This window comes from Actinophytocola sp. NPDC049390, from assembly GCF_044466355.1.
In the GTDB taxonomy this organism is placed as follows: domain Bacteria; phylum Actinomycetota; class Actinomycetes; order Mycobacteriales; family Pseudonocardiaceae; genus Actinophytocola.
Genome location: NZ_JBITMQ010000009.1, coordinates 130,100 through 155,241 on the forward strand (window position 1 = coordinate 130,100; position 25,142 = coordinate 155,241).

26 protein-coding genes are annotated in these 25,142 nt (G+C 70.8%); 7 read left to right on the forward strand and 19 right to left on the reverse strand.

Annotated elements, in window-relative coordinates:
• Positions 1-3: 3 nt before the first annotated feature.
• A complete protein-coding gene (locus tag ACIBVP_RS24985; RefSeq protein ID WP_396108719.1) occupies positions 4-1,050 on the forward strand; it encodes a pentapeptide repeat-containing protein in 1,047 nt (348 codons plus the stop codon).
• Positions 1,051-1,197: 147 nt separating this feature from the next.
• Here ACIBVP_RS24985 and purL read toward each other — a convergent pair whose 3' ends face one another.
• The 4 genes from purL to ACIBVP_RS25005 are packed head-to-tail and all read right to left on the reverse strand — an operon-like array spanning position 1,198 to position 5,255.
• Entirely contained in the window at positions 1,198-3,456 is a 2,259-nt protein-coding gene (gene purL / locus ACIBVP_RS24990) for a phosphoribosylformylglycinamidine synthase subunit PurL (RefSeq protein WP_396108721.1), read from the reverse strand.
• A complete protein-coding gene (purQ, locus tag ACIBVP_RS24995; protein WP_396108722.1) occupies positions 3,453-4,124 on the reverse strand; it encodes a phosphoribosylformylglycinamidine synthase subunit PurQ in 672 nt (223 codons plus the stop codon). Before purQ ends, purL begins: the two co-directional genes overlap by 4 nt.
• Positions 4,121-4,357, reverse strand: coding sequence for a phosphoribosylformylglycinamidine synthase subunit PurS (gene purS, locus ACIBVP_RS25000; protein WP_396108723.1), 237 nt, complete (start codon positions 4,355-4,357; stop codon positions 4,121-4,123). Before purS ends, purQ begins: the two co-directional genes overlap by 4 nt.
• Before the next feature lie 43 nt (positions 4,358-4,400).
• Positions 4,401-5,255, reverse strand: a complete 855-nt coding sequence (locus ACIBVP_RS25005) for a helix-turn-helix transcriptional regulator (protein ID WP_396108724.1) — start codon at positions 5,253-5,255, stop codon at positions 4,401-4,403.
• Between the two features lie 129 nt (positions 5,256-5,384).
• On the opposite strand from ACIBVP_RS25005, the gene ACIBVP_RS25010 reads away from it, so the two are divergent.
• The 3 genes from ACIBVP_RS25010 to ACIBVP_RS25020 all read left to right on the forward strand — a co-directional run bounded on the left by ACIBVP_RS25010 (position 5,385) and on the right by ACIBVP_RS25020 (position 8,955).
• Positions 5,385-6,305: an SMP-30/gluconolactonase/LRE family protein gene (locus ACIBVP_RS25010; RefSeq protein ID WP_396108725.1), complete on the forward strand. Its 921-nt coding sequence runs from the start codon at positions 5,385-5,387 to the stop codon at positions 6,303-6,305.
• Between the two features lie 61 nt (positions 6,306-6,366).
• Positions 6,367-7,371: an NAD-dependent epimerase/dehydratase family protein gene (locus tag ACIBVP_RS25015; protein ID WP_396108727.1), complete on the forward strand. Its 1,005-nt coding sequence runs from the start codon at positions 6,367-6,369 to the stop codon at positions 7,369-7,371.
• Between the two features lie 33 nt (positions 7,372-7,404).
• Positions 7,405-8,955 (forward strand): GMC family oxidoreductase, encoded by a 1,551-nt coding sequence (locus ACIBVP_RS25020; protein ID WP_396108728.1) that lies wholly within the window; start codon positions 7,405-7,407, stop codon positions 8,953-8,955.
• A 281-nt stretch (positions 8,956-9,236) separates the two neighbouring features.
• Here the strand turns inward: ACIBVP_RS25020 and ACIBVP_RS25025 are convergent, their stop codons facing one another.
• Positions 9,237-10,724 (reverse strand): aldehyde dehydrogenase family protein, encoded by a 1,488-nt coding sequence (locus tag ACIBVP_RS25025; RefSeq protein WP_396108730.1) that lies wholly within the window; start codon positions 10,722-10,724, stop codon positions 9,237-9,239.
• Between the two features lie 84 nt (positions 10,725-10,808).
• Between ACIBVP_RS25025 and ACIBVP_RS25030 the strand changes: the two genes are divergently transcribed.
• Positions 10,809-11,450, forward strand: a complete 642-nt coding sequence (locus tag ACIBVP_RS25030; RefSeq protein ID WP_396108731.1) for an MBL fold metallo-hydrolase — start codon at positions 10,809-10,811, stop codon at positions 11,448-11,450.
• Positions 11,451-11,682: 232 nt separating this feature from the next.
• Here the strand turns inward: ACIBVP_RS25030 and ACIBVP_RS25035 are convergent, their stop codons facing one another.
• Entirely contained in the window at positions 11,683-12,402 is a 720-nt protein-coding gene (locus ACIBVP_RS25035; RefSeq protein ID WP_396108732.1) for a DUF2334 domain-containing protein, read from the reverse strand.
• A gap of 110 nt (positions 12,403-12,512) precedes the next feature.
• On the opposite strand from ACIBVP_RS25035, the gene ACIBVP_RS25040 reads away from it, so the two are divergent.
• Positions 12,513-13,322 carry an S-adenosyl-l-methionine hydroxide adenosyltransferase family protein gene (locus ACIBVP_RS25040; RefSeq protein WP_396108733.1) on the forward strand — a complete coding sequence of 270 codons (810 nt, stop codon included), beginning with the start codon at positions 12,513-12,515 and terminating at the stop codon, positions 13,320-13,322.
• A 14-nt stretch (positions 13,323-13,336) separates the two neighbouring features.
• On the opposite strand, the gene ACIBVP_RS25045 is transcribed toward ACIBVP_RS25040, so the two are convergent.
• The 7 genes from ACIBVP_RS25045 to ACIBVP_RS25075 form a co-directional block, all read right to left on the reverse strand.
• Positions 13,337-14,146 carry an MOSC domain-containing protein gene (locus ACIBVP_RS25045; RefSeq protein WP_396108734.1) on the reverse strand — a complete coding sequence of 270 codons (810 nt, stop codon included), beginning with the start codon at positions 14,144-14,146 and terminating at the stop codon, positions 13,337-13,339.
• A 76-nt stretch (positions 14,147-14,222) separates the two neighbouring features.
• Complete coding sequence (gene purB, locus ACIBVP_RS25050; protein WP_396108735.1) at positions 14,223-15,656, reverse strand: adenylosuccinate lyase; 1,434 nt, start codon at positions 15,654-15,656, stop codon at positions 14,223-14,225.
• A 34-nt stretch (positions 15,657-15,690) separates the two neighbouring features.
• Positions 15,691-16,449, reverse strand: a complete 759-nt coding sequence (locus ACIBVP_RS25055; protein WP_396108736.1) for a hypothetical protein — start codon at positions 16,447-16,449, stop codon at positions 15,691-15,693.
• A complete protein-coding gene (locus ACIBVP_RS25060) occupies positions 16,449-16,970 on the reverse strand; it encodes an RNA polymerase sigma factor (protein WP_396108737.1) in 522 nt (173 codons plus the stop codon). The genes ACIBVP_RS25055 and ACIBVP_RS25060 overlap by 1 nt, the downstream gene beginning before the upstream one ends.
• Positions 16,971-17,024: 54 nt before the next feature.
• On the reverse strand, positions 17,025-17,612 hold the full coding sequence (locus ACIBVP_RS25065) for a TetR/AcrR family transcriptional regulator (RefSeq protein WP_396108738.1): 588 nt from the start codon (positions 17,610-17,612) through the stop codon (positions 17,025-17,027).
• Between the two features lie 34 nt (positions 17,613-17,646).
• Positions 17,647-18,390 (reverse strand): hypothetical protein, encoded by a 744-nt coding sequence (locus ACIBVP_RS25070; protein WP_396108739.1) that lies wholly within the window; start codon positions 18,388-18,390, stop codon positions 17,647-17,649.
• Positions 18,391-18,411: 21 nt separating this feature from the next.
• Complete coding sequence (locus tag ACIBVP_RS25075) at positions 18,412-18,930, reverse strand: SigE family RNA polymerase sigma factor (protein ID WP_396108740.1); 519 nt, start codon at positions 18,928-18,930, stop codon at positions 18,412-18,414.
• A gap of 150 nt (positions 18,931-19,080) precedes the next feature.
• Here ACIBVP_RS25075 and ACIBVP_RS25080 point away from each other — a divergent pair, with 150 nt between their 5' ends.
• The gene (locus tag ACIBVP_RS25080) at positions 19,081-20,100 is read left to right on the forward strand and encodes a threonine aldolase family protein (RefSeq protein WP_396108741.1); all 1,020 of its coding nucleotides are present in this window, start codon (positions 19,081-19,083) and stop codon (positions 20,098-20,100) included.
• On the opposite strand, the gene ACIBVP_RS25085 is transcribed toward ACIBVP_RS25080, so the two are convergent.
• The 6 genes from ACIBVP_RS25085 to ACIBVP_RS25110 all read right to left on the reverse strand — a co-directional run bounded on the left by ACIBVP_RS25085 (position 20,097) and on the right by ACIBVP_RS25110 (position 25,104).
• Positions 20,097-20,267: a hypothetical protein gene (locus ACIBVP_RS25085; protein WP_396108742.1), complete on the reverse strand. Its 171-nt coding sequence runs from the start codon at positions 20,265-20,267 to the stop codon at positions 20,097-20,099. The two genes, ACIBVP_RS25080 and ACIBVP_RS25085, sit on opposite strands and share 4 nt — an antisense overlap.
• Before the next feature lie 111 nt (positions 20,268-20,378).
• Positions 20,379-21,533: a pyridoxal phosphate-dependent aminotransferase gene (locus tag ACIBVP_RS25090; RefSeq protein ID WP_396108743.1), complete on the reverse strand. Its 1,155-nt coding sequence runs from the start codon at positions 21,531-21,533 to the stop codon at positions 20,379-20,381.
• Between the two features lie 33 nt (positions 21,534-21,566).
• Positions 21,567-23,009 carry a DHA2 family efflux MFS transporter permease subunit gene (locus ACIBVP_RS25095; protein ID WP_396108744.1) on the reverse strand — a complete coding sequence of 481 codons (1,443 nt, stop codon included), beginning with the start codon at positions 23,007-23,009 and terminating at the stop codon, positions 21,567-21,569.
• A 119-nt stretch (positions 23,010-23,128) separates the two neighbouring features.
• Positions 23,129-23,575: a MarR family winged helix-turn-helix transcriptional regulator gene (locus tag ACIBVP_RS25100; protein WP_396108745.1), complete on the reverse strand. Its 447-nt coding sequence runs from the start codon at positions 23,573-23,575 to the stop codon at positions 23,129-23,131.
• 54 nt (positions 23,576-23,629) lie between these two features.
• Positions 23,630-24,775, reverse strand: coding sequence for a transglycosylase SLT domain-containing protein (locus tag ACIBVP_RS25105; RefSeq protein ID WP_396108746.1), 1,146 nt, complete (start codon positions 24,773-24,775; stop codon positions 23,630-23,632).
• Between the two features lie 11 nt (positions 24,776-24,786).
• A complete protein-coding gene (locus ACIBVP_RS25110) occupies positions 24,787-25,104 on the reverse strand; it encodes a hypothetical protein (RefSeq protein ID WP_396108747.1) in 318 nt (105 codons plus the stop codon).
• Between the last annotated feature and the right edge of the window lie 38 nt (positions 25,105-25,142).

Genomic DNA, 25,142 nt, shown 5'->3' on the forward strand with positions numbered 1-25,142 from the left:
CCGGTGGCCGTCACACTCCTCATCATCGGAGCCGTGGCGATCACCGGCGGCATCGTCGTGTTCGCGGTGGCGTCCCGGCTCGTCGCGACCATGCTGGTGGCGTTCGGCGCACTGACCGCGGTCACCGGCTGGCTGCTGCCGGCGGCGTCCAGAGCGGACGCGCTGAAGACCGGCGGTCTCGCGGCGGGCGCGGTCGTGGCCCTGTACGCGCTGTGGCTCAACGACCGCAGACGCCGCGTCGACGAGGAACGGCAGCTCCTCGAACACGACCGCCAGGAACTGGAGAACGCCCGCGCGGCGCACGAACGCGAACGCGCGGCCGACGACCGCTTCCTCCGCGCCGTGGAGATGCTCGGCCACGACACGGACCAGGTGCGCGTCGGCGCGCTGCACGCGCTGGCCGGCGTGGCCCGCGCACGGCCGTCGTACACACAGGACGTGCTGGACGTCATCTGTTCGTACCTGCGCCGCCCGTTCGAACACCCCGAGTACGTGGAGTCGCGCGGCGCCACCGCGACGCGCGACCTCGACGCGGCGGAGGCGGACCGCTGGCGGGTGGTTCGCCTTACGGCACAACGGTTGCTGGCCGACCTGCTGCCGAAGGTCGGCACCCCGGACGCCCCCGCGTACGACCTAGACCTGACCGGCGCGACGCTCGAGTACTGCGACCTGTCGTACCGGGTCATCGGCAAGCTCAGCGCGCGGTCGCTGAAGCTGTACCAGTCGAACTCGTTCCACCACTGCGAGCTCCGCGGCCCCGCGTGGTTCACGGCGACCCAGAGCTGGGGCAACCTCTGGTTGCACCACATGGAGTGCCACGACCTGGCGTGGTTCAAGGAGATCCACACACACGCACGGGTGAGCTACGAGGACACGCACTTCCACGGCCGGGTCGCGTTCGCCGACGCCCGGTTCGCGGGCAGCACGTCGTTCGAGAACGCGACGTTCGACGAGCCAGTGGAGTTCGCGCGCACGGAGTTCACCGGCCCGCTGACCCCACCACCCGGCTGGGAGCAGACCCCGTCGGGCCGCCTCGTCAGAACACCCTGAGTCGCCCGAACACAACGGGAGCCAGAACGGCCTCGTGGGTCTACGTCGACGCGCCGAGCGGGACCGGGGGTGGGTGGCCAGCTGGTTCCTGACCTGCCCCACCAACCGGCTCCCCGAGGTGGACAACTGCACCGCCGCCGGCTTCACCTAGCCGAACAGCTTGGGCAGCGTGCCTTCCCAGACTTCCGACAGCTCCGTCAGCGGCAGCTCGCCGACGCCCTCGATGCGCAGTGACGACTCCGCCGACACCGCGCCGAGCCGGGTCCACGGCAGGCCGGCCGCGTCGCAGCGGGCCGTGAACGCGTCGGCGTCCGCCACGGACACCAGCACCCGTGCGGACGACTCGCTGAACAGTGCCACGAACGGGTCGCCGGTCAGTGCCACGTCGCAGCCGCGGCCCGTCACCAGGCACGACTCCACGAGGGCCTGCGCGAGACCACCTTCGGACAGGTCGTGCGCCGCCGACACACCGCCGTCGCGCAGGACCTCGGCGATCACGGCTTCACGCTGGAGGTTCACGGCCGGGGGTCGCCCACCCAGGTGGCCGTGCACGACGTGTGCCCATTCCGAACCGGCCAGCTCGTCGTGGGTCTCGCCCAGCAGGACCAGGGTGTCGCCCGGCGCGCCGAGGCCGGTCGGGATGCGGGTGGCGACGTCGTCGATCACGCCGAGGACGCCCACGACCGGGGTCGGCAGGATCGCCGTCGTGCCGGTCTGGTTGTAGAAGCTCACGTTGCCGCCGGTCACCGGGATGCCCAGCTCGACGCAGCCGTCCGCCAGGCCGCGCACGGCCTGCTGGAACTGCCACATCACGCCCGGGTCCTCCGGCGAACCGAAGTTGAGGCAGTTCGTGACCGCCACCGGGCGGGCGCCCGACACCGCGACGTTCCGGTACGCCTCCGCCAGCGCCAGCTGCGCGCCCGCGTACGGGTCGAGGTAGGTGAACCGGCCGTTGCAGTCGCACGACATGGCGACGCCGCGGCCCGTCGACTCGTCGATGCGGATCATGCCCGAGTCGGACGGCTGCGCCAGCACGGTCCCACCGCGGACGTAGCGGTCGTACTGCTCGGTGACCCACCGCCGCGACGACAGGTTCGGCGAACCCGCCATGCGCAGGATCTCCGCCCGCAGTCCGTCCGCGGTGGACGGACGGGCCAGGCCCAACGGGTCCGCGGCCTCGACGGAGTCCTGCACGGCCGGGCGTTCGACCGGCCGCTCGTACACCGGGCCCTCGTGTGCGACCGTGCGCGGCGGCACGTCGACCACCGTCTCGCCGTGCCACGTGATCACCAGCCGGTCGCCCTCGGTGACCTCGCCGATCTCCGTCGCGATGACGTCCCACTTGCGGCACACGCGCATGAACGCGTCCATGTCGGACGGACGGACCACCGCGCACATGCGTTCCTGCGACTCCGACGACAGGATCTCCGCGGGCGTCATCCCCGTGGCACGCAACGGAACCCGCTCGAGGTTCACGTGCATGCCGCCGTCACCGGCCGACGCCAGCTCGGACGTCGCGCACGCCAGCCCGGCGCCGCCGAGGTCCTGGATGCCGACGACGATGCCCTCCCGGAACAGCTCCAGGCAGCACTCGATCAGCACCTTCTCGGTGAACGGGTCGCCCACCTGAACGCTCGGCAGCTTCTTGCGGCCGGAGCCGCCCTCGTCGCCCGCGAAGGTGTCCGACGCCAGCACGGACACGCCGCCGATGCCGTCGAGACCGGTGCGCGCGCCGAAAAGGATCACCTTGTTGCCGGTGCCGGACGCGTGCGCGAGGTGCAGGTCCTCGACCCGCATCGCACCCACGCACAGCGCGTTGACCAGCGGGTTGCCCTGGTACGACGGGTCGAACACGACCTCGCCGCCGATGTTGGGCAGGCCGAGGCAGTTGCCGTAGCCGCCGACACCCGCGACCACGCCGGGCAGCACGCGCCGGGTGTCGGGTGCGTCCGCGGCGCCGAACCGCAGCGGGTCCATCACGGCGAGCGGCCGGGCGCCCATCGCGAGGATGTCGCGCACGATGCCGCCGACGCCGGTCGCCGCGCCCTGGTACGGCTCCACATAGGACGGGTGGTTGTGCGACTCGACCTTGAAGGTGATGGCCCAGCCGTCGCCGATGTCGACCACACCGGCGTTCTCGCCGATGCCCGCCAACATCTTCTCGCGCATCTCGTCGGTGGTGGTCTCGCCGAAGTACTTCAGGTGCACCTTCGACGACTTGTACGAGCAGTGCTCGGACCACATCACCGAGTACATGGCCAGCTCGGCGTCGGTCGGGCGGCGGCCGAGGATGTCGCGGATGCGCGCGTACTCGTCGTCCTTGAGACCCAGCTCGCGGTATGGCTGCGGGCTGTCCGGAGTGGACGCGGCGTGCGCCGTGGTGTCCACGGGAACGGTTGTCGTCATGCGAGCACCGCCCCCAGCACCGAGCGGAACATCGCGAGGCCGTCGTCGCCGGGGCCGGTCAGCGCGTCGATCGCGTGCTCCGGGTGCGGCATGAGGCCGACGATCCGGCCGTCCGCAGAGGAGATGCCCGCGATGTCGGACAGCGATCCGTTCGGGTTGACGTCGACGTACCGGAACACCACCCGGCCCTCACCCTCCAGTTCGTCCACAGTGGACTTCGCGGCGGCGTAGCGGCCGTCCATGTTCTTCACCGGGATGACGATCTCCGCGCCGTCCGCGTAGGCGTTCGTCCAGGCGGTGGACGACCGCTCGACGCGCAGCTTCTGGTCGCGGCACACGAAGTGCAGGCCCGCGTTGCGCAGCAGCGCACCCGGCAGCAGCCCGGCCTCGCAGAGGATCTGGAAGCCGTTGCAGATGCCGAGCACCGGCATGCCGCCGCGGGCCGCGGTGACGACCTCGCCCATGACCGGCGCGAACCGGGCGATGGCGCCTGCCCGCAGGTAGTCGCCGTAGGAGAACCCGCCGGGGACGACCACCGCGTCCACGCCGCGCAGGTCCGCGTCCCCGTGCCAGAGCGCGACGGGCTCGCCGCCCGCGTACCGCACGGCACGCGCGGCGTCGGTGTCGTCGAGCGTGCCGGGGAACGTGATGACCCCGATCTTGCTCACGACAGCCTCCGGACCACGAAGTCCTCGATCACCGGGTTCGACAGGAACCCCTCGGCGATCTTGGCGAGCGTCTCGTCGTCGACGTTGTCGTCGACCTCCAGCTCGAAGTGCTTGCCCTGGCGGACATCGGAGATGCCGGTGAAGCCGAGGCGGGGAAGGGCGTTGGCCACGGCCTGACCCTGCGGGTCGAGGATCTCGGGCTTGGGCATGACGTCGACGACGACTCGGGCCACGACAGGCTGCTCCAGGATCGATGGTCTGGTGTCTGCCCGCAGATTACCTGAGCTGCGCTTTCACCCGATCGGTCGAGTCCGCCGTCCACGACGCCAGCAGCCGAAGTGCCTCTTCGTCCGGTGTGCCCGGGTCGGCCACCTGGCACACGAGTGCCACGTCCGGGGCATCCGGCGGCCGGAAAGCCTCGTACCGCAAGTAGAGCTCGCCGACGACCGGGTGCCGGTACAGGTGCCCGCCGCGGGTCTTCTCCCGCACGTGGTGGGTCGCCCAGAGCCGCGCGAACTCCGGGCTGCGCATGCTCAGCTCACCGATGAGCGTGGCGAGTCTCTCATCGCCGGGCGTCCGGCCGGACTCCATCCGCAGCTGGGAGACCAGGTCACGGGCCTTGCTCTCCCAGTGCACGAACCGGGACGCGACCTGGGAGTTCAGGAACACGAGCCGCGGCATGTTCCGCTCCTCCGGCGGCAGCGCGCCGAAGTCGATCAACAACGCGGCGGCGAGCGGGTTCCACGCGACGATGTCGCCGTACCGGCTGTAGATGGCGGCCGGGACACCCACGTTGTCGAGCACGGTCTGGAAGGTGGCGGGCACCTGCGTGTGGACCTGCTCGGTCGCGCGGCCGGGCCGGGCGAGGTTGTGCAGGTGGCGGCGTTCGGTCGGGTCGAGTCCGAGCGCGGTGGCGACCGCGTCCACGACCTCGGCCGACGGGTTGCGCAACCGGCCCTGCTCCAGGCGCACGTAGTAGTCGACGGACAGCGCGGCGGCCTGCGCCAGCTCCTCGCGCCGCAGCCCCGGCACGCGCCGACGGCCGCCGACAGGTGTCAGCCCCAGGTCCTCCGGCTGCCTGCGGCCACGCCGCGACCTGAGGAACTCTCCCAGCTCAGCCCTGCGATCCACGTCGTCGAGTATGGCCTCTCGGCAGGCCGTGAGCCTGGGTCTGCCAGACCCACGGTCGCACCGACGACTGGGTAGACCGGCCCGCCGCGCACAGCATCGAGATCGTTCCTGATTCGGAAAGGGAGATCGATGCGATCGCTTCTCATCACCGCCGCGCTGGTGGCGGGGCTGGTCGGTGCGGCCCCGGCGGCCGACGCCACCACGCGGGGGCTGCCGCCGGTGCTGTCTCCGGCGGCGGAGAACCAGTTCCCGGAGGGCGTGGCCTGGGACCCGTCGCGGCGGTCGCTGCTGGTCGGGTCGCTCACCACGCCCGCGCTGATCACCGCGGTCGGCCGGGACGGCGTGAACCGGACCGTCGTGTCCGACCCGGAGCTGCCCGGGTTCGTCGGCATGAAGGTCGACGCGGCCCGGCAGCGGCTCGTGGCCGTGTACGGCAACCCGAACGACCCCGGCGTGAGCGGGCTCGCCGTGTACGACCTGGTCACGGGCGTGCGGGAGCGGCTCGTCGACCTGGCCGGTGGCACGAACTCGGCCAACGACGTGGCGCTCGACCCGGCGGGCAACGCGTACGTCACCGACGCCGGGTCGGGCGCGGTGTACCGCGTGGACCTCGCCGGACACGTGTCGACGCTGGTCCGCGACCCGCGGCTGACCCCGGCGATCGGCGCGAACGGGATCGTGTGGCACCCGGGCGGGTACCTGCTGGTGACCAACTACACGACCGGTCACCTGTACCGCCTCGACCGCGGCAGGCTGACCGAGGTGTGGCTGCCGCGCCCGCTCGTCGGCGCGGACGGCATCGTGCTGCGGCCGGACGGCACGCTCGTCGTGGTCACGAACCGGCTCGCGGGCGTGCCGGGCTCGGCACCGGCGGTGCACGTGCTGGCGCTCGTCGGCCGGTTCGCGGTGCCGCTGTCGACCACCGCGTGGCCGGACCCGGCGCCGACGACGGCCGCGGTCACGCCGTACGGGACCTACGTGGTGGACGGCAGGCTCGACGCGTTCCTGACCGGCGGTTCGGCCGACGACTTCGTGCTGCGGCGGCTGTAGGCAGTTCGCCCAGCGCGAGATCGGTGGCGACGCCCACCATTCACCGGACAGGGTGAGCGGCATGAGGATTCTGGTGCTGGGAGGAACGATCTTCGTCGGGCACGCCGTCGCGGTCGAGGGGTCGCGGCGCGGGCACGACGTGGTGTGCGCGGCGCGGGGCGAGTCCGGCGCGGTCCCGGTGGGAACGACCCTGGTGAAGGTCGACCGGGACGCCGAGGACGGCCTCGCGCCGCTCGCCGGCGAGACGTTCGACGCGGTCGTGGACGTGGCACCGCTGTCGTACCCGTGGGTGCGGCGGGCGCTCGACGCGTTCGGCGACGCGGCCCACTGGACCTTCGTGTCGACGATCAACGTGTACGCGGACAACGCGACCCCGGGCCAGACCCCGGCGACCGGCCCGCTGGTCCCGGCGTTGGAGGAGCACTCGAACCGCGAGGAGATGGCCGCCCGCGGCGAGGACGGGGTGCTGCTGTACGGCGGCATCAAGGTCGCGAGCGAGAACGCGGTGCGGTCGGCGATGGGTGACCGTGCGTTTGTGGTCCGGCCCGGGCTGGTCACCGGCTCGTGGGACCGCAGCGACCGGTTCGGGTACTGGCCGGGCCGGTTCGCCCGCGGCGGCCGCGTGCTCGTGCCGGACTCGACGGCGCCGATCCAGATCATCGACGTGAAGGACTTCGCGCGGTGGATCGTCGACGCCGCCGAGAACGGCACGGCTGGCACGTACGACGCGGTCGGTCCGCACCGGCCACTGCTCGAGATGGTCGAGGACATCGCGTCGGTCGTCGGCTTCGACGGCGAGATCGTGAAGGCGTCACCCGAATGGCTGACCTCGGAAGGCGTCAACCCGTGGGCCGGGCCGAAGTCGCTGCCGCTGTGGCTGCCACCGGAGTACGAGGGTCTGAAGACGCACGACCCGGCCCCGTCCGTCGCGGCGGGCCTGCGGTTCGCGCCGTTCGCCGACGCCGTGCTCGACGCGCTGGCCAGGGAGCGGGAGCTGGGCCTCGACCGCGAGCGGAAGGCCGGGCTGTCCCCCGCGGAGGAAGAAGAACTACTCGCGAAGCTGTAGCGGAAGTGGCCGGGTCGGTGGCACTGTCGGAGGATGGCCGAGACCTTCGACTACGTGGTGATCGGTGCCGGTAGCGCGGGGTGCGTGCTCGCGAACCGGCTGAGCGAGGACGATGCGGCCAGGGTGCTGCTCCTCGAGGCGGGCGGTGAGGACGACGCCGACGAGGTGCGCATGCCCGTCGCGTTCTCGACGCTGTTCAAGACCAGGTACGACTGGAACTACGAGACGGTCGACCAGAAGGGCCTCGGCGACCGCCCGGCGTACTGGCCGCGCGCCAAGATGCTGGGCGGCTGCTCGTCGATGAACGCGATGATCTACATCCGCGGCAACCGCGCGGACTACGACGCGTGGCCGGCGGGCTGGAAGTACGAGGAGGTGCTGCCGTACTTCGTCAAGGCCGAGCACAACACGCGGCTGTCCGGGCCGTACCACGGGACCGACGGGCCGCTGCACGTCGAGGACCGCAGGTACACCCACGAGCTGTCGCAGGCATGGGTGGAGTCGGCGGTCACGTGGGGCATGAAGCCGACGGACGACTTCAACGGCGAGACCCAGGAAGGCGCGGGCCTGTACCAGGTCACGTGCCGCAACGGCCGCCGCTGGTCCACCGCCGACGCGTACCTGCGGCCGGCCATGACGCGGTCGAACCTGACGGTCCGCACCCACGCCATGGTCAACCGGATCGTCATCACGGGCGGCCGCGCGACCGCCGTGTCCTACTCCCGGCACGGTGCGGAGTTCGAGGTCGGCGCGTCGAGCGAGATCCTGCTGTGCGGTGGGGCCGTGAACTCGCCGCAGGTGCTGATGCTGTCCGGCGTCGGCCCGGCGTCGCACCTGAGCGAGTTGGGCATCGAGGTGCTCGCCAACCTGCCCGTGGGCGACAACCTGCAGGACCACCCGGCGGCGGGCATGTTGTGGCGCACCAAGGGGACGACCGATCTCGTGAACCTGGTGACCCCGGGCCGGTTGCTCCGCTGGCAGGCGACGGGGCGCGGTCCGCTGGCCTCGAACGTCGGCGAGGCGGGCGCGTTCTTCCACACGCGAGACGGGTTGCCAGCGCCGGACATGCAGGTCCACGTGGCCCCGACCCTCTTCTACGACAACGGTTTGCGCGAACCGACCGTGCCGGGGTTCACGGCGGGCGCGACGCTGGTGGACGTGGCGTCGCGAGGCCGCCTGCGGTTGCGGTCGGCCAACCCGAGGTGGCGGCCCCTGATCGACCCGGCGTACTACGACGACCCGACGGACTTCGACGCCATCCTCGCGGCGCAGCGGACACTGCGGGAGATCGCGGAGACGGGCCCGCTGGCGAGGTACCTGGACGCCCCGTACCTCCCGGCGATCGACAACCCGACCGACGACGACCTGGTGGACCACATCAGGGCGGTCACGCAGACGCTCTACCACCCGGTCGGCACGTGCGCGATGGGCACGGTGGTCGACGCGGAGCTGAAGGTGCAGGGCGTGGCGGGGCTGCGGGTCGTGGACGCGTCGGTGATGCCGACCGTGCCCCGTGGCAACACGAACGCCCCGACCATCATGATCGCCGAGAAGGCCGCTGACCTGGTCAAAGCGTCCCACTGAGAACTGGTGTTCGATTCATCCCCAGAGTTGTCCACACCTGTGGACAACTCCCCGGGAATGTCGGCCCCCTGCCGTAGGCTGGAAATCGGGGGCCGGAGGCCGGCCCCTCGTCATGACACGCCGTCACGTCCTCTGCCGTGGCCTCCGGCCCCTCGAACCACGCTACGGCACGGGACCGACAATTCTGGGCGACGTCGGTCACTTGTGGACAACCGCCATCGCCGCGGCCGGGAATGTCGGTCCTCCCGGCTACGCTGGTGATCGGGGGCCGGCGGCCGCCCTCAGCGGCGCTTGCCGTGCAGCAGCGTGATCAGCTTGGCGACTGTCGCGTCGGTTTTCGCGGTGCGGCTGAACGTCGTCAGCACCAGCGGCGCCTTGAACCGCTGCCGTGCGATCGCCTTCGGGCGGGCGAACTCCTTCAGGCCCTCCGGCCCGTGGATGCGGCCGAACCCGGACTCGCCGATGCCGCCGAACGGCAGCGACGGGATGCCCGCGAAGCTGATCACGCTGTTCACCGACGTCATGCCCGCCCGCAGCCGCGCCGCCAGCTCCATGCCACGCCGCTTCGAGAACACCGTCGACGCCAGGCCGTACTTCGTGTCGTTGGCCTTCGTGATCGCCTCGTCCATGTCAGCGACCTTCGCGATCGTCAGCGTCGGACCGAACGTCTCCTCGCGCACCGCCTCCGAGTCCTCCGGCACGTCGACCAGCACCGTCGGCTGCACGAACCTGTCGCCGACCGCGTCCTTGCCGCCGACCAGCGCGCGGCCGCCGCGGGCGAGCGCGTCCTGGATGTGCCGCTGGATGATCTTCAGCTGGCCCGGCATGGTGATCGGACCGATCTTCGCCTCCGGGTCGTCGCCCGCGCGAACGTCCTCGGCGATCTTCACGACCTTGGCGACGAAGTCGTCGTAGACGCGTTCGTGCACGTAGACGCGCTCGACGCCGACGCATGTCTGGCCCGCGTTCGACATGCCACCCCACACCGCGGCGTCGGCCGCGGCGTCGAGGTCCGCGTCCGCGTCGACCAGCAGCGCGTCCTTGCCGCCCGCCTCGATCAGCACCGGCGTCAGCGTCTCCGCGCACGCGGCCATGATCTTCTTGCCGGTGCCGGGCGATCCGGTGAACGCGAGTTTGTCCACGCCGGACCGGCACAGCGCGGCACCCGTCTCGCCGAAGCCGGTGATCAGCTGGAACACCGGGTGCTCCGGCACGACCTCGGCGAACGAGTCGGCCAGCCACTTCCCGACGCCGGGCGTGTACTCGCTGGGCTTGAACACGACCGCGTTGCCCGCGGCGAGCGCGTACGCGATGGACCCCATCGGCGTGAACACCGGGTAGTTCCACGGGCCGATCACGCCGACGACCCCGAGCGGCTGGAACTCGACCGAGGCGGCGTGGTTGGACATCAGCAGGCCGGCGGGCCTGCGTTTGCGGCCCAGCACCTTGGGTGCGTTCTTCGCGGCCCACGCGGTGTGGTCGATCGCGAGGACGATCTCGAGCATGGCGTCGGCGTGCGGCTTGCCGGTCTCGGCGTGCACGACCTCGGCGAGCTGCGCGGCACGGCGGGTGATGACGCCCTTCCAGCGCTGGAGGCGCTCGGCGCGCCCGCTGAAACCGAGTCCCGCCCACCAGGCAGCGGCACCTCGGGCCCGGGCGACCGCGGCGGCGACGTCGTCCGCCGTGTGCACCGGGTGGGTGCCGACCACCTCGTCGGTCGCGGGGTTCAGCGAGTCGAAGGTGTCCGGCTTCGCTTGCACGGCGGTCATGACGAGCCTCCCAGATCGCGTTCCGCCGCTCAGGCTACCCGTCGGTAGCGTTCGCCGCGATGTTCAGTTGGTTAGCCTGACGGCGTGCAGATCGTTCACTTCGGGCACTCGTGCGTGTTGATCAAGACCGATTCCGCACGGCTGCTCTTCGACCCGGGCACGTTCTCGAACGGCTTCGAGCAGACAACGGGCCTGAGCGCCATCCTGATCACCCACAAGCACCCGGACCACCTCGACGGCGCGCGCCTGCCCGCCCTGGTCGAGGCCAACCCGGACGCGGCGCTGGTGTCCGACGAGGACTCGGCCGCCGAGCTGGAGAAACTCGGCCTGGCCCCGACCTCGGTGGCGCGCCCCGGCGACACGTTCACCTTCGGCGGCACGTCGGTCACGGCGGTCGGCGGCAGGCACGCGACCATCCACGAGGACCTGCCGACGCCTGCCAACGCCGGGTACGTCGTCGACGACGGCGCGTTCTACCACCCCGGCGACGCGTTGTTCGTGCCCGAACAGCGGATCGACGTGCTCGGGTTGCCGATGTCGGCGCCGTGGCTGAAGACCGGCGAGATCATCGACTTCGTGCGCGCGGTCGGCCCGCGGGTGGCGGTGCCGATCCATGAGGTGCTGCTGTCCGAGATCGGCATGCGCGCGCAGCAGAACTGGCTCTCACAGCTGGCGCCGGACTCGGAGTTCCGCCCGCTGCCGAAGGGCGAGCCGGTCGATCTCTGAGAGGTTGTCCACAGGTGTGGACAACCTTGTGGATCGAACTGGTGTTCGCCTGACGTGGCCTCCGGCCCCCGTTGTCCAGCGTAGGTCCGAGCACCGACGGTGGACTGCCCGCCGAGGGCGGTTGTCCACAGGTTGGCGAGTTGTCCACAGGCCGACTCCGACGACACGGAATTGTCGGTGCCCTGCCGTAGCGTGGTTCGAGGGGGCCGGAGGCCACGCCCGACCGCGTCGGTCAGGCCGCCTGGGCCGGCTGGTAGGTCAGTAGCGCCGGGTACGTGAGCGGGGTCGCCTCGTGGTGCAGGGCGATGTCGATCGCGTCCAGCAGGGCCTGGCGGGGGCCCGAGCGGGACAGGTCCGCGGTGTCCACGGCCAGGCGGATCAGCTGGTTCCTGCGGGCGGCCCGGGACGCGCTCATCACCAGCGCGAAGCACCACCACGGTTCCGTGCGTTCGCCGAAGCCGAAGCCCTGTACGCGTCCTCTGTGGACGTTCTCGGTGCGGAGGTCACGGATGCCCATCACGTCCGCGCACATCGTGAAACCCTGGTGGCGCAGGGCGAGCAGAGTGCCGGGAGACGCCACCCAGCGCGGTGGGACGAACGCGTCCGTGGCCAGGTCCAGGCGTTCCATGGTCGTCGACGCCGCCGTGAGACGTAGTTTGGCCTCGTGGGCGGGCAGCGACGCGAACTCGGCTCGGCGACGGATCGTACGGGTCTTCGCGTCGGCCGGGTGGTCGTAGCCGTGCTGGAGCAGCGCGTTGCCTGCGGCTTGTTGCCCGCGCACCCAGTCGAGCACCGTTCTCGGCTGGTCCGCGCCCGCGACCTTCGGGGCGAACAGCAGCGAAAGGGGCACGCCCCGGGACGCCAGCTCGTCGCTCAGGTCGGCACTGCGGTCCAGGGTCCATGCGTTGATCCCGGACAGCGACACGATCAGTTGAGCGGTCACGCTCCTCATGAGGCCATGTGTCGATGACGTCGACCTGACAGCGAGGTGACATGTCACCGAACTGGGCACCGGTTTCACCCGGAATTCATGCCACGCACGAGTGCGTGCCATTGTTGGTCATGAGCTACGACTGGATCTCGTTCACGACCGACTACGGCATCGATGACGGGTTCGTCGGGGTTTGCGAGGGGGTCGTCGCTCGGCTCGCGCCCCGGCCGCGGGTCATCCACATCAGCCACACCGTGCCGCCGCAGGACGTTCGGCGCGGGGCGGCGATCCTCGCCCAGGCCGTGCCCTACCTGCCGCCCGCCGTGCACTTCGCGGTCGTCGACCCCGGGGTCGGGACGGACCGGCGCGGTGTCGTCGTGGTCACCGCCGAGGGTGTGCTCGTCGGGCCGGACAACGGGCTGCTCATGCCCGCCGCTGAACTGCTCGGCGGGGTGCGGGCGGCTTACGAGCTCCGCAACCCGGCCTACCGGCTGTCGACGGTGTCGGCGACCTTCCACGGGCGGGACGTGTTCGCGCCCGCGGCCGCGCACCTCGCCGCCGGGGTGCCGCCCGAGGACTTCGGGCCCGCCGTCGACGCGGCCGACCTCGTGCGGTTGCCGGAGCCCGAGACGTTCGTCGAACCCGGGAAGCTCACGACCGAGATCCGGTACATCGACACCTTCGGCAACATCCAGCTCGCCGCCACCGGCGCCGACCTCGACGCGAGCGGTGCCGTGCCGGGCACCACGGCGCACGCCCACCTCAACGGGCGGTCGGTGAAGGCCACCGTCGGCCGGACGTTCGCCGACGCGATCAACGACGGCCTGATCGTGTACGTCGACTCGGGCGGCCGGGTCGCGCTGGCCGTGAACGGCGGTTCCGCCGCCAACGACTTCGGTGGCCGGCCCGGTGATCCGGTCCTGCTGTTGTTCGCGCGGTAACCGGCGGCCGTGCCTCAGTGCACCGTGATCTCGTCGCCAACCTCGATCTCGCCCGGGGTCACCACCGCGACCTTGATGCCGAAGCTCACGCCGCCGTCGGGTTCGCGGCGGTAGTCGGCGAGCGTGCGTAACGGCTCGGGTCCCGAGCGTTTGCCGGTCGGCTGGTCGACCATGGTCACCTGGCAACGGATGTCCGGCTTCACCCAGCGCAACCTGGTGGTGCCGATGCTGAACTCACGGATGTCGTCCTCGGTGTACGGGGTCTGCCAACCGCTGATCACGATGTTCGGGCGGAACCGCACCATCGGGACCGGCTCGGCGCCCTTCTCCAGGATCCGGGCGTTCAGGTCGTCCAGGGACGACAGCGACAGCAGGTGCAGCGGCGTCGAGTCGCTGAACGTGATGTCGCCGTGCCGGTCGTCCACGCTGCGCCGGTGGTCCGCGGGCACGCGCACCAGCCGCAACGAATCGCCGATGAGGTCGCTGGCCCACTCGGCCGCCTCGTCGCCCTGGTCGACGCCTTCGCCGTGCCAGACGCCGTGCAGGCTCACGGCCAACCGCCTGCCCTCCGGCGCCACGTCGAACGCGAGGCTCTGCACGTCCGGAGCGGACAGGGTCAGCTTCGCGCCGTCGGCAGCCAGGTCCGGCCGGATCACGGACAGCCTCGGGGTGCTCCGCTGGCAGCGGAACACCCCGTCGTCCGCACGGACGAACATGAACGTGCGGTCGTGCCTCACGCCGGTCGGGAGCACCTGTGCCCGCGTCAACGGAACGCCCGCGCAGCCCTTGACCGGGTAGACCAGAAGATCTGAAACGGTTGCCACGACAGCGAGACTAGCCGCGCGGGCGGCCTGGGTCAGTGCGGTTTTCCGTACGAAACTTTGTGGTTGTCCGCACTAATCACAAGATCGCACCGGGGACGTACTTCGCCGCGTCACCGAAGCGGGACGCCACGTCCGACACCCGCTTCACCACCGACGCCACCTGCGCGCCCGCCACACCGGTGAACGGCAGCCGATCGGCAAGCAACGCGTCGAGGGCGGGACGGTCGAGCGGGACGCGCTCGTCGGCGGCGAGGCGGTCGAGCAGGTCGTTGCGCTCGATGCCCTGCTCACGCATCGCGAGCGCCACCGCGACGGCGTGCTCCTTGATCGCCTCGTGCGCGGTCTCGCGGCCGACACCCGCCTGCACCGACGCCATCAGCACCTTCGTCGTCGCCAGGAACGGCAGGTAGCGGTCCAGCTCGCGGCCGACCACCGCCGGATAGGCGCCGAACGAGTCGAGCACGGTCAGGAACGTCTCGATCAGGCCGTCCAGCGCGAAGAACGCGTCCGGCAGCGCCACCCTGCGCACCACCGAGCAGGACACGTCGCCCTCGTTCCACTGGTCGCCCGCCAGCTCGCCGACCATCGACGCGTAGCCGCGGAGGATCACCGCGAAGCCGTTGACGCGCTCGCTCGAGCGGGTGTTCATCTTGTGCGGCATGGCGGACGAACCGACCTGCCCCGGCCGGAAACCCTCGGTCGCCAGCTCGTGCCCGACCATGAGCCGAATGGTCTTCGCGAGGCTCGACGGCGCGGCCGCGACCTGCACCAGTGCGGACACGACGTCGTAGTCCAGCGACCGCGGGTACACCTGGCCCACGCTGTCGAAGACCCGCGAGAAGCCCAGGTAGTCGGCGATCCTGCGCTGCAACGCGTCCAGCTTCGACGCGTCACCGCCGAGCAGGTCCAGCATGTCCTGCGCGGTGCCGACCGGGCCCTGGATGCCGCGCAGCGGGTACCGCTCGACCAGGCCGTCGAGCCGCTCGAACGCCACCAGCAACTCGTCCGCGGCGGACGCGAACCGCTTGCCCAGCGTGGTGGCCTGCGCGGCGACGTTGTGCGAACGCCCCGCCATCACCAGCTCGCTGTGCTCGGTCGCGAGCGTCGCCAACCGGGCGAGCACCGCGACCGTCCGGTTGCGGATGTGCTCCAGCGACAGGCGGATCTGCAGTTGCTCGACGTTCTCCGTCAGGTCGCGGGACGTCATGCCCTTGTGGACGTGCTCGTGGCCGGCGAGCGCGTTGAACTCCTCGATGCGGGCCTTGACGTCGTGCAGAGTCACCCGCTCACGGGCCGCGATCGACTCCAGGTCGACCTGGTCGATCACTCGTTCGTAGTCGGCGACGACACCGTCGGGGACGTCGATGCCGAGTTCCGCCTGGGCCGTGAGCACGGCGAGCCACAGCCTGCGCTCCAGAACGATCTTGTGCTCGGGTGACCACAGCTCGGCCAGCGCCACAGAGGCGTAGCGGCCTGCGAGTACGTTGGGGATGCGCGGCTTGGACGTCACGTTTTCCCAGCTTAATGGGCACCCCCGGCGAGCCCTACAGCGCCAGTTCCGGATCCGTCGCGATGGCCAGCAGCGCATCGCGGGTCACGGGTAACGATGGGTGGTAGACGGGCGGGACCGTGCTGGTCATGTCGTAGTTGTAGGCGGCGACCGACACCACGGCACCGGTGTCCCGGTAGTGGAAGACGGTCTCGACGACGCCCTTGTCCATGTCGTGCGTCTGCTGGAAGACGGCGCCACCCGCCTGGTCGTCCAGGCGGTGGCAGTTCGCCACGCACATGTCCGCGGGCGCGGGAGCGGCGTCCGGGACCCACGTCGTCACCATGATCGAGTACCGGGCGCCCTTGATCGAGAACGTGATCGTGGCGTTGATGCTGGTCTGGCCCGGGTAGAAGTCGCCGGTCGCCTCACCGCCGAACTCGCCGACGATGATCTTGGTCGCGGACGGCAGCGCCGCAGGCAGCGACCGGCTCAGGTGCACCCGTAACTCCCGGCCGCGTTCGCGCAGGTCGTCGACGGTGTAGCGGGTGGGCTGCGGCCGCTGGTCGCTCGACGGTCCCGCCGGGCCGGGCCGGGTCGCGGCCGGAACCGTCGTGGTCGAGTCGCGGCCCAGCGCGATCGGCACCGCGACCGCGGCCACCGCCACGGCGACCGTGGCCAGCCCCACCGCGACCAGAGCGCGACGGCGGACCTGCCCGCGCGCGGTCGCCATCAGCTCATCGGGATCGAACCGCAGCGGCGGCTCGTCGGCCACCGCGTTCAGCAACCCGTCCCGGACATCCTCTTCACCCATCACGCGACCCTCCCCACCAACTGCGACACCGACACCCGCAACGCCTCGAGGCCGCGAGCCGTCTGCGACTTCACCGTGCCCTGCGAGCAGCCCATGACCTCGGCCGTCTCGGCGACCGACAGGTCGTCGAAGTAGCGGAGCACCAGCACCGCGCGTTGCCTGGGTGGCAGCCGCAGCAGGCCCTGGTGGACCAGGTCACGCGCCCACAGCCGCTCCGGGCTGTCGTCCGGGCCGCGGGCCTCGTCGTGCTGTTCGGGTACGGCCGCCGCGGTCTGCTCGGAGCGACGCCACGGTCTGCGTTTCTCGTCCAGCCAGGTGCGCAGGAGGACGGTGCGGCCGTAGTTGGTCAGGCTGTCGTCCTTCTGCACCCGCGACCACGACCGGTAGATCTTGATGAGCGCCATCTGCATGAGGTCCTGCGCCAGATGCCAGTCCCCACACAGCAGAAACGCCGACCTCCGCAGCCGCGCCGCGTGCTCGACGGCATACCGGCGAAAGCTCTCCTCGTCGGCCTGTCGCATGGATCGATCCCCCCTTCGCCGGTTACTCACGACGCGGGGACCGTCGGGGTTGCGTCAGCCTCGCAGGGACTCGACGAGCATGCGATGCGCGACCGCGCGCGGGTCCGGGTCGATCTCGATCAGCGCGTTGACCACGGCACCGTCGACCAGCGCGATCAGCTGCTCGAGACGGCGGTTGTCGACCGGGCTGCCGGAGCGGGCGAGGACCTCGAGCAGGAGCCCGCGCAGCTCGGTGCCGAGCGTACGCATCAGCGGGCGCAGGTAGGGCCGCCTGCCGGTCGCGACGAGGCGTTCGTACCGGAGGAGCACCAGCTCGGCGTCCCGGTCGCCCGCCGGCGGGCCGAGGAGCTGGTCGAGCACGAGGTCGACGACGGAGTCGAGGTCGCGGTGCTCCGCGGGCAACGCGGCGAGCTGGGCACGGCCGCGTTCCAGCTCGGTGCGGCCGTGGTGCTCGACGGCGGCGGCGATCAGCTCGTCCAGCGAGTCGAAGTAGTAGGTCGTGGAGGCCAGCGGGAGATCGGCCCGTTCGGCGACCGCGCGGTGCCGCAGCGCCTCGAAGCCGCGCTCGACCAGCAACGCCGCCGCGGCCTCCACCAGGGCCTGGCGACGCCGTTCGCCCTTGGGGGTGCTGGCGGCAGTCATAGTCGGGGCATCGTACGGCTGTGCTGGACCTCGCTCAGTACAACTGCCCCAGCTCGGTGGCGTACTGCTGCACGTCCGTGCCGAACGGTGCCGTGCCGCCCGGGCTGACGGGCTCGCTCAGCACGAGCACCCGCCTGCCGTCACCGGTCGGCGCCTGGGCCTGCACACCGGACGCCTGTGTGGTCATTGTCACACCGCCGGGGAAGACGATCACGCTGATGCGGCCGCCGGGAAGGTCGAACGCGGCGCCGCGTGAGCCCTGAGGACAGGTCAACGAGACGGGGACCGCGTCTTCCACCTTGACGTTGGCGGCGGCCGGGAGCTCGCCCGCGAGGGCAGCAGCGAGCTCCCGGTCCACCTGTTCGCACCCACTAGGGGTGCCGGCGGGCCCCGCAGGCCCGCCACTCCCGTCCGGATAGCCCCCCTGCTTGGGCGTCTCCGACGGGACGTCCTTCGTGCCGCCACGCTCTGTCGGCGCGGCCGCTTCGTTGTCCTCGTTTGGTAACTCGTATGGAGCAGCGTTTCCGTTACCGCCTGATGCGGGATTCGCCGCACCCGCCGCCTCCGAAGTCGTCACCGGCCCTGTCCACAATGCCACGCCCAGCGCCGTCGCGCCCGCGAGGAGGGCCACACCAAAGGCGGAACCTGCGAGTACGCCGTTCCGGTGACGGACGCGTTCACGCTCCGACCGACGGGCCACGTCCGTGACGGTGAAGCTCGGCGGCGGGGTCTCCGCCACCGCGTCATTCAGCAGCTCAGAAAGCTTGTTCTCGTCCATCCCGCCACCTCCTTCCGCCGATCACGACGCCGACCGCAGGTCATCGATCGTGTCTCCCAGGGCCTCACGCAGCGCGTTCAGCCCTCTGGCCGTCTGGCTCTTCACGGTGCCCTCGGAGCACTTGAGCGCGTCGGCCGTGGCCGCCACGTCGAGTCCCTCGAGGAACCGCAGGACGAGCACCGCCCGCTGCCGCGGTGGCACCGCCCGCAGGCCGTCGAGCAGCGCGGACCTCGTCGCCACGGAGTCACCGAGTTCGCCGTCCTGCCGCGGCGTCTCCGGCAGCTCCTCGACGAACCGCTCCCGCCGCCACGGGCGCCGGGACTCGTCGATCACCGCGCGCACCAGCGTCCTGCGGACATAGGCGTCCAGGGCCCCGCGGTCCCGGATCTTGCGCCACCGCCGGTGCAACGCGACGAACGCGGTCTGCGCGAGATCGTCCGCCCGGTGCCAGTCACCGCACAGCAGGTACGCGGACCTCCGCACGGCGTCTCGCCGAGCCGCGAAGTACTCCGCGAAGTCCTGCTCGTCGCGCTGCTCCACGCGGACTCTCTCTGCTCGTCGTCTGCGTACGGGGGACGGAACGTGAGGCCCATAAGGTTGCACCACGACTCCGCCGTGACGTACGCCACCCCCAAAGACGTCCGGGACACCAATGAGGATGCCTCCAGGGCGATGTGGTGTGATCAGATCGTGACCAAAGTGCGGGAGATCGATCTTCGTTCGGACACTGTCACCCAACCGGACGAGCCGATGCGGCTCGCCATGTCGCGCGCCGACGTCGGCGACGACGTGCTCGACAGAGACCCGACGATGCAGGCGCTGGAAGAGCGGGGTGCCGAGCTGCTCGGCGTCGACGCGACGCTGTGGGTGCCCAGCGCCACCATGGGCAACCTCATCGCGCTGATGGTCCACCTGAACAGAGGCGACCGGTTCATCGCACCGCGTGGCGCACACGTGCTGGACGACGAGCTCGGGGCCCCCGCGTGGCTCGCGGGCGGCATGCCGGAGGCCGTCGACTGGGGCGCCTGGCCGGGGCGCATGCCGGTCGAATCGGTGCGCCAGGCCGCGCGCTCCGGGCCGTACTACACGCTGCGCACCACGCTGTTATGCCTGGAGAACACGCACAACGCGGCGGGCGGCACGGTCACTCCGCCCGATGAGCACGCGAAACTGGTCGCCACCGCGCGGGACGTCGGGCTGCGCGTACACCTGGACGGGGCGCGCCTGTGGCACGCCTCCGTGGCGCTGTCCGTGCCGCCCGCCGCGTTGACGGTGGGCGTCGACACCGTGCAGGTGTGCCTGTCCAAGGCGCTCGGGGCGCCGATGGGCGGGCTCGTCGGCGGCACCTCGGCGTTCGTCGAGGAGGCACGCCGGGTCAGGAAGATGCTGGGCGGCGGGGTGCGGCAGGGCGGAGTCGTCGCCGCTGCCGGACTGGTCGCGCTGGACCGCATCCCGAGCCTCGTCGACGACCACGCCAGCGCCAGGAAGCTCGCCGCGGGCCTGGCCGACCTCGGGTGGGAGGTCAACGAGCCGGAGTCGAACATCGTCCTGGCGTCGACGCCGGACACCGAGGCGACGCTGACCGCGCTCAAGCGGATCGGGGTGCTCGGTGTGCCGGCCGGCGGCGGGGTGCGGTTCATCCCGCACCGCGACCTCACGAACAGGGACATCAACGAGGTGCTGTCCAGGATCGCGAAGATGCACTCCTAACGGATCTGCTTGCGGTTCGACCCACCCTTGATGGCGCTGTAGCCGATCGCGCCGACCGTGACGACTGCGGCGGCCACCAGCAGGACGCCCAGCACCTTGAACACGAGGCCGAGCACCGCGAACGCCACCCACACGACGATGATCGCGCCGATGATCTTCAACAACATCCGAATCCCTCCCGGGGTCTCACCGGCTGAACGAGTGGCGCAGTCCGGCGGTTCCTTCAGTCAACCACCGCCGGACTCCCAGGCCATCGGGGAAAAACACTGGTTCCCGCCTCAGGGTGCGAGCCAGCCGCCCAGTCGTGCCAGACCCGTCTCGATGTCGCTCGCCGGGCCCGCGAACGAGAACCGCACGAAGTGGTGCCCCAGTTCGGGGTCGAAGTCGATGCCGGGCACGATCGCGAGCCCGGTCTCGGCCAGCAACCGCTGGCACCACGCCATGGTGTCGGTGGTCAGGTGCGACACGTCCGCGTACGCGTAGAACGCGCCGTCCACCGGCGCCACCCTGTCGATGCCCATCTCGGCCAGGCCCGTGATCAGGTGGTCGCGGTTCGCGCGGTAGGCGGCGACGTGCGCGTCCAGCTCGTCGTACTGGAACGCGGCGGTCGCGGCGTGCTGCGCGATCGCGGGCGGGCAGATGGTGAAGTTGCCGGTCAGGCAGTCGACGGCACGCATGAGCCGCTGCGGGACGAGCAGCCAGCCGAGACGCCAGCCGGTCATGGCGAAGTACTTGGAGAACGAGTTGACCACGATCGCCTCGCGGGAGAACTGCCACGCGGACGCCGTTGCCTCGTCGCCGTAGGTGATGCCGTGGTAGATCTCGTCGCTGACCAGCTGGACGCCGTGGTCGGCGCACCAGCCTGCGATGGCGGCCAGCTCGCCGACGGGCAGGACGGTGCCGGTCGGGTTGGCGGGTGACGCGATGATCAGCCCGTCGAGCGGGCCCGCCGCCGCCAGCATCTCGACGGTCGGCTGGAACCGGGTGTCCGCGTCGCACGGCAGCTCGACGACCTCGCAGCCGAGCGCGGTGAGGATGTTGCGGTAGGCCGGGTAGCCGGGCCGCGCCAGCGCCACCCGGTCACCGGTGTCGAAGGCGGCGAGGAACGCGAGGAGGAAGCCGCCGGACGAGCCGGTGGTGGCGACGACATCCGTGGCCGCGACGTCGAGGGCGTACCGCTGGTCGTAGTGGCGGGCGATGGCGTCCCGCAGTTCGGGGATGCCCAGCTGTTCGGTGTAGCCGAGGGGACCGTGCAGGGCTTCGGCGGCCTTGTCCAGAACGGCGCGTGGTGCCGCGGCCGACGGTTGCCCGGCGGCCAGCGACACCACGTCCCCCTGCGCGCGCTGCCGGGCGTTGGCCGCGGACAGCACGTCCATCACGTGGAAGGGTGGGATGTTCGCGCGCTGGGCGACCTGCAGCAGACGGGTTGACATGCTCCCCAGCCTGCCGCCGGTCGCCGCGCGCGATCAAGCCACCGGCACCAGCTCCTCCTGCGTCACCTTCTGCCTGCGCAGGACCGTGACCGCGAGCACCGCGGCGACCAGGACCAGTCCGGCGGCGACCCCGAACGCCAGCCGGTAACCGCCGGTCATCGCCTCGACCGGCACGTCCCCCTCCGCGAGTGAACCCTTCGTGTACGCCGTGGCGAGCGTGGCGAGGACCGCCAGCCCCAGCGCGCCACCGACCTGCTGGGTCGTGTTGACCAGGCCGGACGCGACGCCGGAGTCGTCCTTCGTCGCGTCGGACATGGCGAGCGTCATCATCGCGGGGAAGCCGAGCCCGGCACCGACACCCATGAGCAGGACCGACGGGAAGACGTCCGGCAGGTAGTCGGCGTCGACCGGAGCCCGCGTGAACAGCACCAGACCGGCCGCCACCAGCAGCAGCGCCGTGATCAGGACCGGCCGCTCCCCGAACCGGGCGTTGACCCGCGCCGACGCGCCGAGCGACAGCCCGCCGATGCCGACCGCGACCGGCAGGAACGCGAGGCCGATGCCCAGTGGGTCGTAGCCGAGCACCTTCTCCAGGTACAGGGCGCCGAGGAAGAACATGCCGAACATCCCGGCGACCATCAGCACCTGGATCAGGTTCGCGCCCGCGACGTTGCGGTCGCGCAGGATCCGCAGCGGCAGCAGCGGGTTGGCGACCGTCGCCTGCCGGAGCACGAACCCGGCGAGCAGCGCGACCGACAACGCGCCGAAGCCCAGCGTGTGGCCGGAGACCCAGCCGTGGTCGGCGGCCTTGACGATCGTGTAGACGCCGATCATGAGCCCGGCGGTGACGAGGACGGCCCCGATGACGTCGGCCCCGCTGCGCAGCCCGATGCCGCGTTCACCCGGCACGACGCGGACGGCGAGCGCGAACGCGACGATGCCGATGGGCACGTTGACGAAGAAGATCCAGTGCCAGCTGATGGCCTCGGTGAGCACCCCGCCCGCCAGCAGGCCGATCGAGCCGCCCGCCGCGGCGACGAAGCTGAAGACGGCGATGGCCCTGGCCTGTTCCCCCTTCTCGGGGAACATCGTGACGATCATGCCGAGGATGACGGCGGCGGCCATGGCGCCGCCGATGCCCTGTACGAACCGCGCGGCGATGAGCAGTCCCTGTGTGGTGGCGAGCCCGCAGAACAGCGACGCGACCGTGAAGACGGCGACGCCACCGAGGAACATCCGCTTGCGGCCGATGAGGTCCCCGACACGGCCGGCGAGGAGCAGCAGGCCGCCGAAGGGGATGAGGTAGGCGTTGATCACCCAGGCGAGGCCCGACTGCGAGAAGTCGAGGTCGGCCTGGATGACGGGGAGAGCGACGTTGACGATGGTCCCGTCGAGGATGATCATCAGCATCCCCGCGCACAGCACGACGAGCGCGAACCACCGCGAATCCCGCCGCTGACCAACGATCTGGGACATGAACCCCTCCTGGTTGTCCGTACAGGAGGGACGCTAACAGATTGTCTTGCAGCAGACGATCTGTTGTGGGATTGGCTATAGCGGGATTAAATCAGGGGCGTGGTGGGTTGAAGGCGGGTTCAGTTGCGGCGGCGCGGGGCGCGCTCGCACTGGACCGGCCGGGACAGGCGGTTCTCCACCAACCGGGTCAGCCCGGCGACGAGCCCCTCGCGTTCGCCGTCGGGCAGCGAGGCCAGCACGTCCTCGTGCACGCGGTCGATGACGTCCGCGGCCTTAGCGCTCATCTCCCGGCCCTGCGGCGTGACCACGATGATCCGGGCACGCCGGTCGGTCGGGGACGTCTGCCGTTCCACGAGGCCCGCCTTCTCCAGCTCGTCGACGGTCACCACCATGGTCGTCTTGTCCAGGCCGCACATGTCCGCCAGCTGGATCTGCGTGTGCTCACCGGTCAGCGCCGAAGCCAGCACGCAGCTGCCGCGGGGCGTGATGCCCAGACCGGCCAGCTCCGCGGTCAGCTCCGTGGACAACACGTGGCTGGTGTGGGAAAGCATGAACGCGAGATCCATGCAACCAGGTTACGCCCGATCGTTCGGTCGCCAGATAATCCAGTGACGAACCAATCAGTACCCGACGTACCCGCCGCCCGACTCCGTCGCCTTGATGCCGGGCACGTTCGCCAGCGACCCGTACCGCGAGATCGCGTAGTTCACGCCGGCGCAGATGTTGGCGACCGGGTCCCAGATGTTGCCGGTGCCGGGCAGCTTGTACGAGTCGAACGTCGGGTCGATGCACTGCATGAGGCCCTTCGACGGCGTGCCCTTCGCCGCGTTGGAGTCCCAGTTGTTGATCGCGTGCGGGTTGCCGCCGGACTCGTGCTGGATGATCTGCCAGATCCGCTGCGCGTCCTCCGGGCCGACGTTGATGCCGTGCTGGCGGAGGACCTCGATCGCCTGGTCGATCCAGCTCTTGACGTTCCCCGGTGGAGGGCCACCGGCGGGCGGGCCACCGGACGACCCGAGGCCACCGCCACCGCCACCACCGCCGCCGCTGCCTCCGTCCCCGGAACCGCTGCCGGTACCGGTCGACTGCGACGTGTTGTTCTGCGACGGCTGCTGGTTGCCGTTCTCGGTGGCCGACGGGTTCGTGTCCTGCGGGGGCGTCTCTTTCCACTCGATCGGCTCGCCGCTCTGCGGGGTGAACGGCTGCGTGTTCGGCTGCGAGAGCGACGAGAACTTCGAGGCGGGCGACTTGGCGCCGTTGATCTTGCCGAGCGCCGAGCTGAGCGTCTGCTCGGTGCCCTCGAGGTGGGTGTCGATGTCCGACGCGGCGCTCGAGCACACCCCGCGCGTCATCGCGTCGAACTCGTCCGTGGTGGCGTCCGGGTGGTTGGTCGTCCACGTGGAGATCTCGGTCAGCGCCTGGTCGCAGCGCGTCGAGATGTAGGTCTTGGCGCCGGTGAGGGCGGTGGCGACGTCGTTCAGCGCGGTCGAGGCGTCGGTCATCGCGGTCCCGACGTCGGTGCCCGCGGTCTTGAACTTGTTCATGTACGCCACGAACTCGTCCGCCGAGCGGCCCTCCCACGCAGCGTCGAGCGTGGTCACGCCGCCCGCGACCGCACCGCTGTACGTGGACACGTTGGTCGCGGCCGTGGACAGCCTGGTCGCGGCCGAGGTGATCGCCTCGGTGTCCGCGTCCGCCACCTTCGCCGCGGCTGTGGCGACCGCGTCGCCGCCCGCGTAACCGGCCAGAGTGTCCGCCGAACCCACCGTGTCCCCTCCTAGACCTGCACGTACCGCGGGCGGCCACCGTAGGTGCGCTCGCCCTCGTCCTCAGTGTTCTGGACGGTCTGCACGATCGCGTCGAGCGCGCCGGCCACGCCGTTGAGACGGTCCTCGGCGGCGTTCATCTCGTCGTGCATGAGGTCGTTCAGCGCGTCCACCGCCGACGCGATGCCCGCCGAGCTCGGCAGGTCGCCGTAGACCGTCGACGCCGTGCACACCTGCGGGAAGGAGTCGGAGACCTCGCCGAACTTCGGCTTGTAGTCGAGCGCCTTCTGCATGCAGCCGTTGATGGCGTCGATGTTGTACTGCGTCATGTCGCCCCCTTCGCGCACCCGCTCTGACGGCGTCCGCC

Coding starts and splice junctions, on each gene's coding strand:
- purL (WP_396108721.1), bottom strand. CDS start 3,456: ATGACGACAACCGTTCCCGTGGACACCACGGCGCACGCCGCGTCCACT.
- ACIBVP_RS25010 (WP_396108725.1), top strand. CDS start 5,385: ATGCGATCGCTTCTCATCACCGCCGCGCTGGTGGCGGGGCTGGTCGGT.
- ACIBVP_RS25015 (WP_396108727.1), top strand. CDS start 6,367: ATGAGGATTCTGGTGCTGGGAGGAACGATCTTCGTCGGGCACGCCGTC.
- ACIBVP_RS25020 (WP_396108728.1), top strand. CDS start 7,405: ATGGCCGAGACCTTCGACTACGTGGTGATCGGTGCCGGTAGCGCGGGG.
- ACIBVP_RS25025 (WP_396108730.1), bottom strand. CDS start 10,724: ATGACCGCCGTGCAAGCGAAGCCGGACACCTTCGACTCGCTGAACCCC.
- ACIBVP_RS25035 (WP_396108732.1), bottom strand. CDS start 12,402: ATGAGGAGCGTGACCGCTCAACTGATCGTGTCGCTGTCCGGGATCAAC.
- ACIBVP_RS25040 (WP_396108733.1), top strand. CDS start 12,513: ATGAGCTACGACTGGATCTCGTTCACGACCGACTACGGCATCGATGAC.
- ACIBVP_RS25055 (WP_396108736.1), bottom strand. CDS start 16,449: ATGGGTGAAGAGGATGTCCGGGACGGGTTGCTGAACGCGGTGGCCGAC.
- ACIBVP_RS25060 (WP_396108737.1), bottom strand. CDS start 16,970: ATGCGACAGGCCGACGAGGAGAGCTTTCGCCGGTATGCCGTCGAGCAC.
- ACIBVP_RS25065 (WP_396108738.1), bottom strand. CDS start 17,612: ATGACTGCCGCCAGCACCCCCAAGGGCGAACGGCGTCGCCAGGCCCTG.
- ACIBVP_RS25070 (WP_396108739.1), bottom strand. CDS start 18,390: ATGGACGAGAACAAGCTTTCTGAGCTGCTGAATGACGCGGTGGCGGAG.
- ACIBVP_RS25085 (WP_396108742.1), bottom strand. CDS start 20,267: ATGTTGTTGAAGATCATCGGCGCGATCATCGTCGTGTGGGTGGCGTTC.
- ACIBVP_RS25090 (WP_396108743.1), bottom strand. CDS start 21,533: ATGTCAACCCGTCTGCTGCAGGTCGCCCAGCGCGCGAACATCCCACCC.
- ACIBVP_RS25095 (WP_396108744.1), bottom strand. CDS start 23,009: ATGTCCCAGATCGTTGGTCAGCGGCGGGATTCGCGGTGGTTCGCGCTC.
- ACIBVP_RS25100 (WP_396108745.1), bottom strand. CDS start 23,575: ATGGATCTCGCGTTCATGCTTTCCCACACCAGCCACGTGTTGTCCACG.
- ACIBVP_RS25110 (WP_396108747.1), bottom strand. CDS start 25,104: ATGACGCAGTACAACATCGACGCCATCAACGGCTGCATGCAGAAGGCG.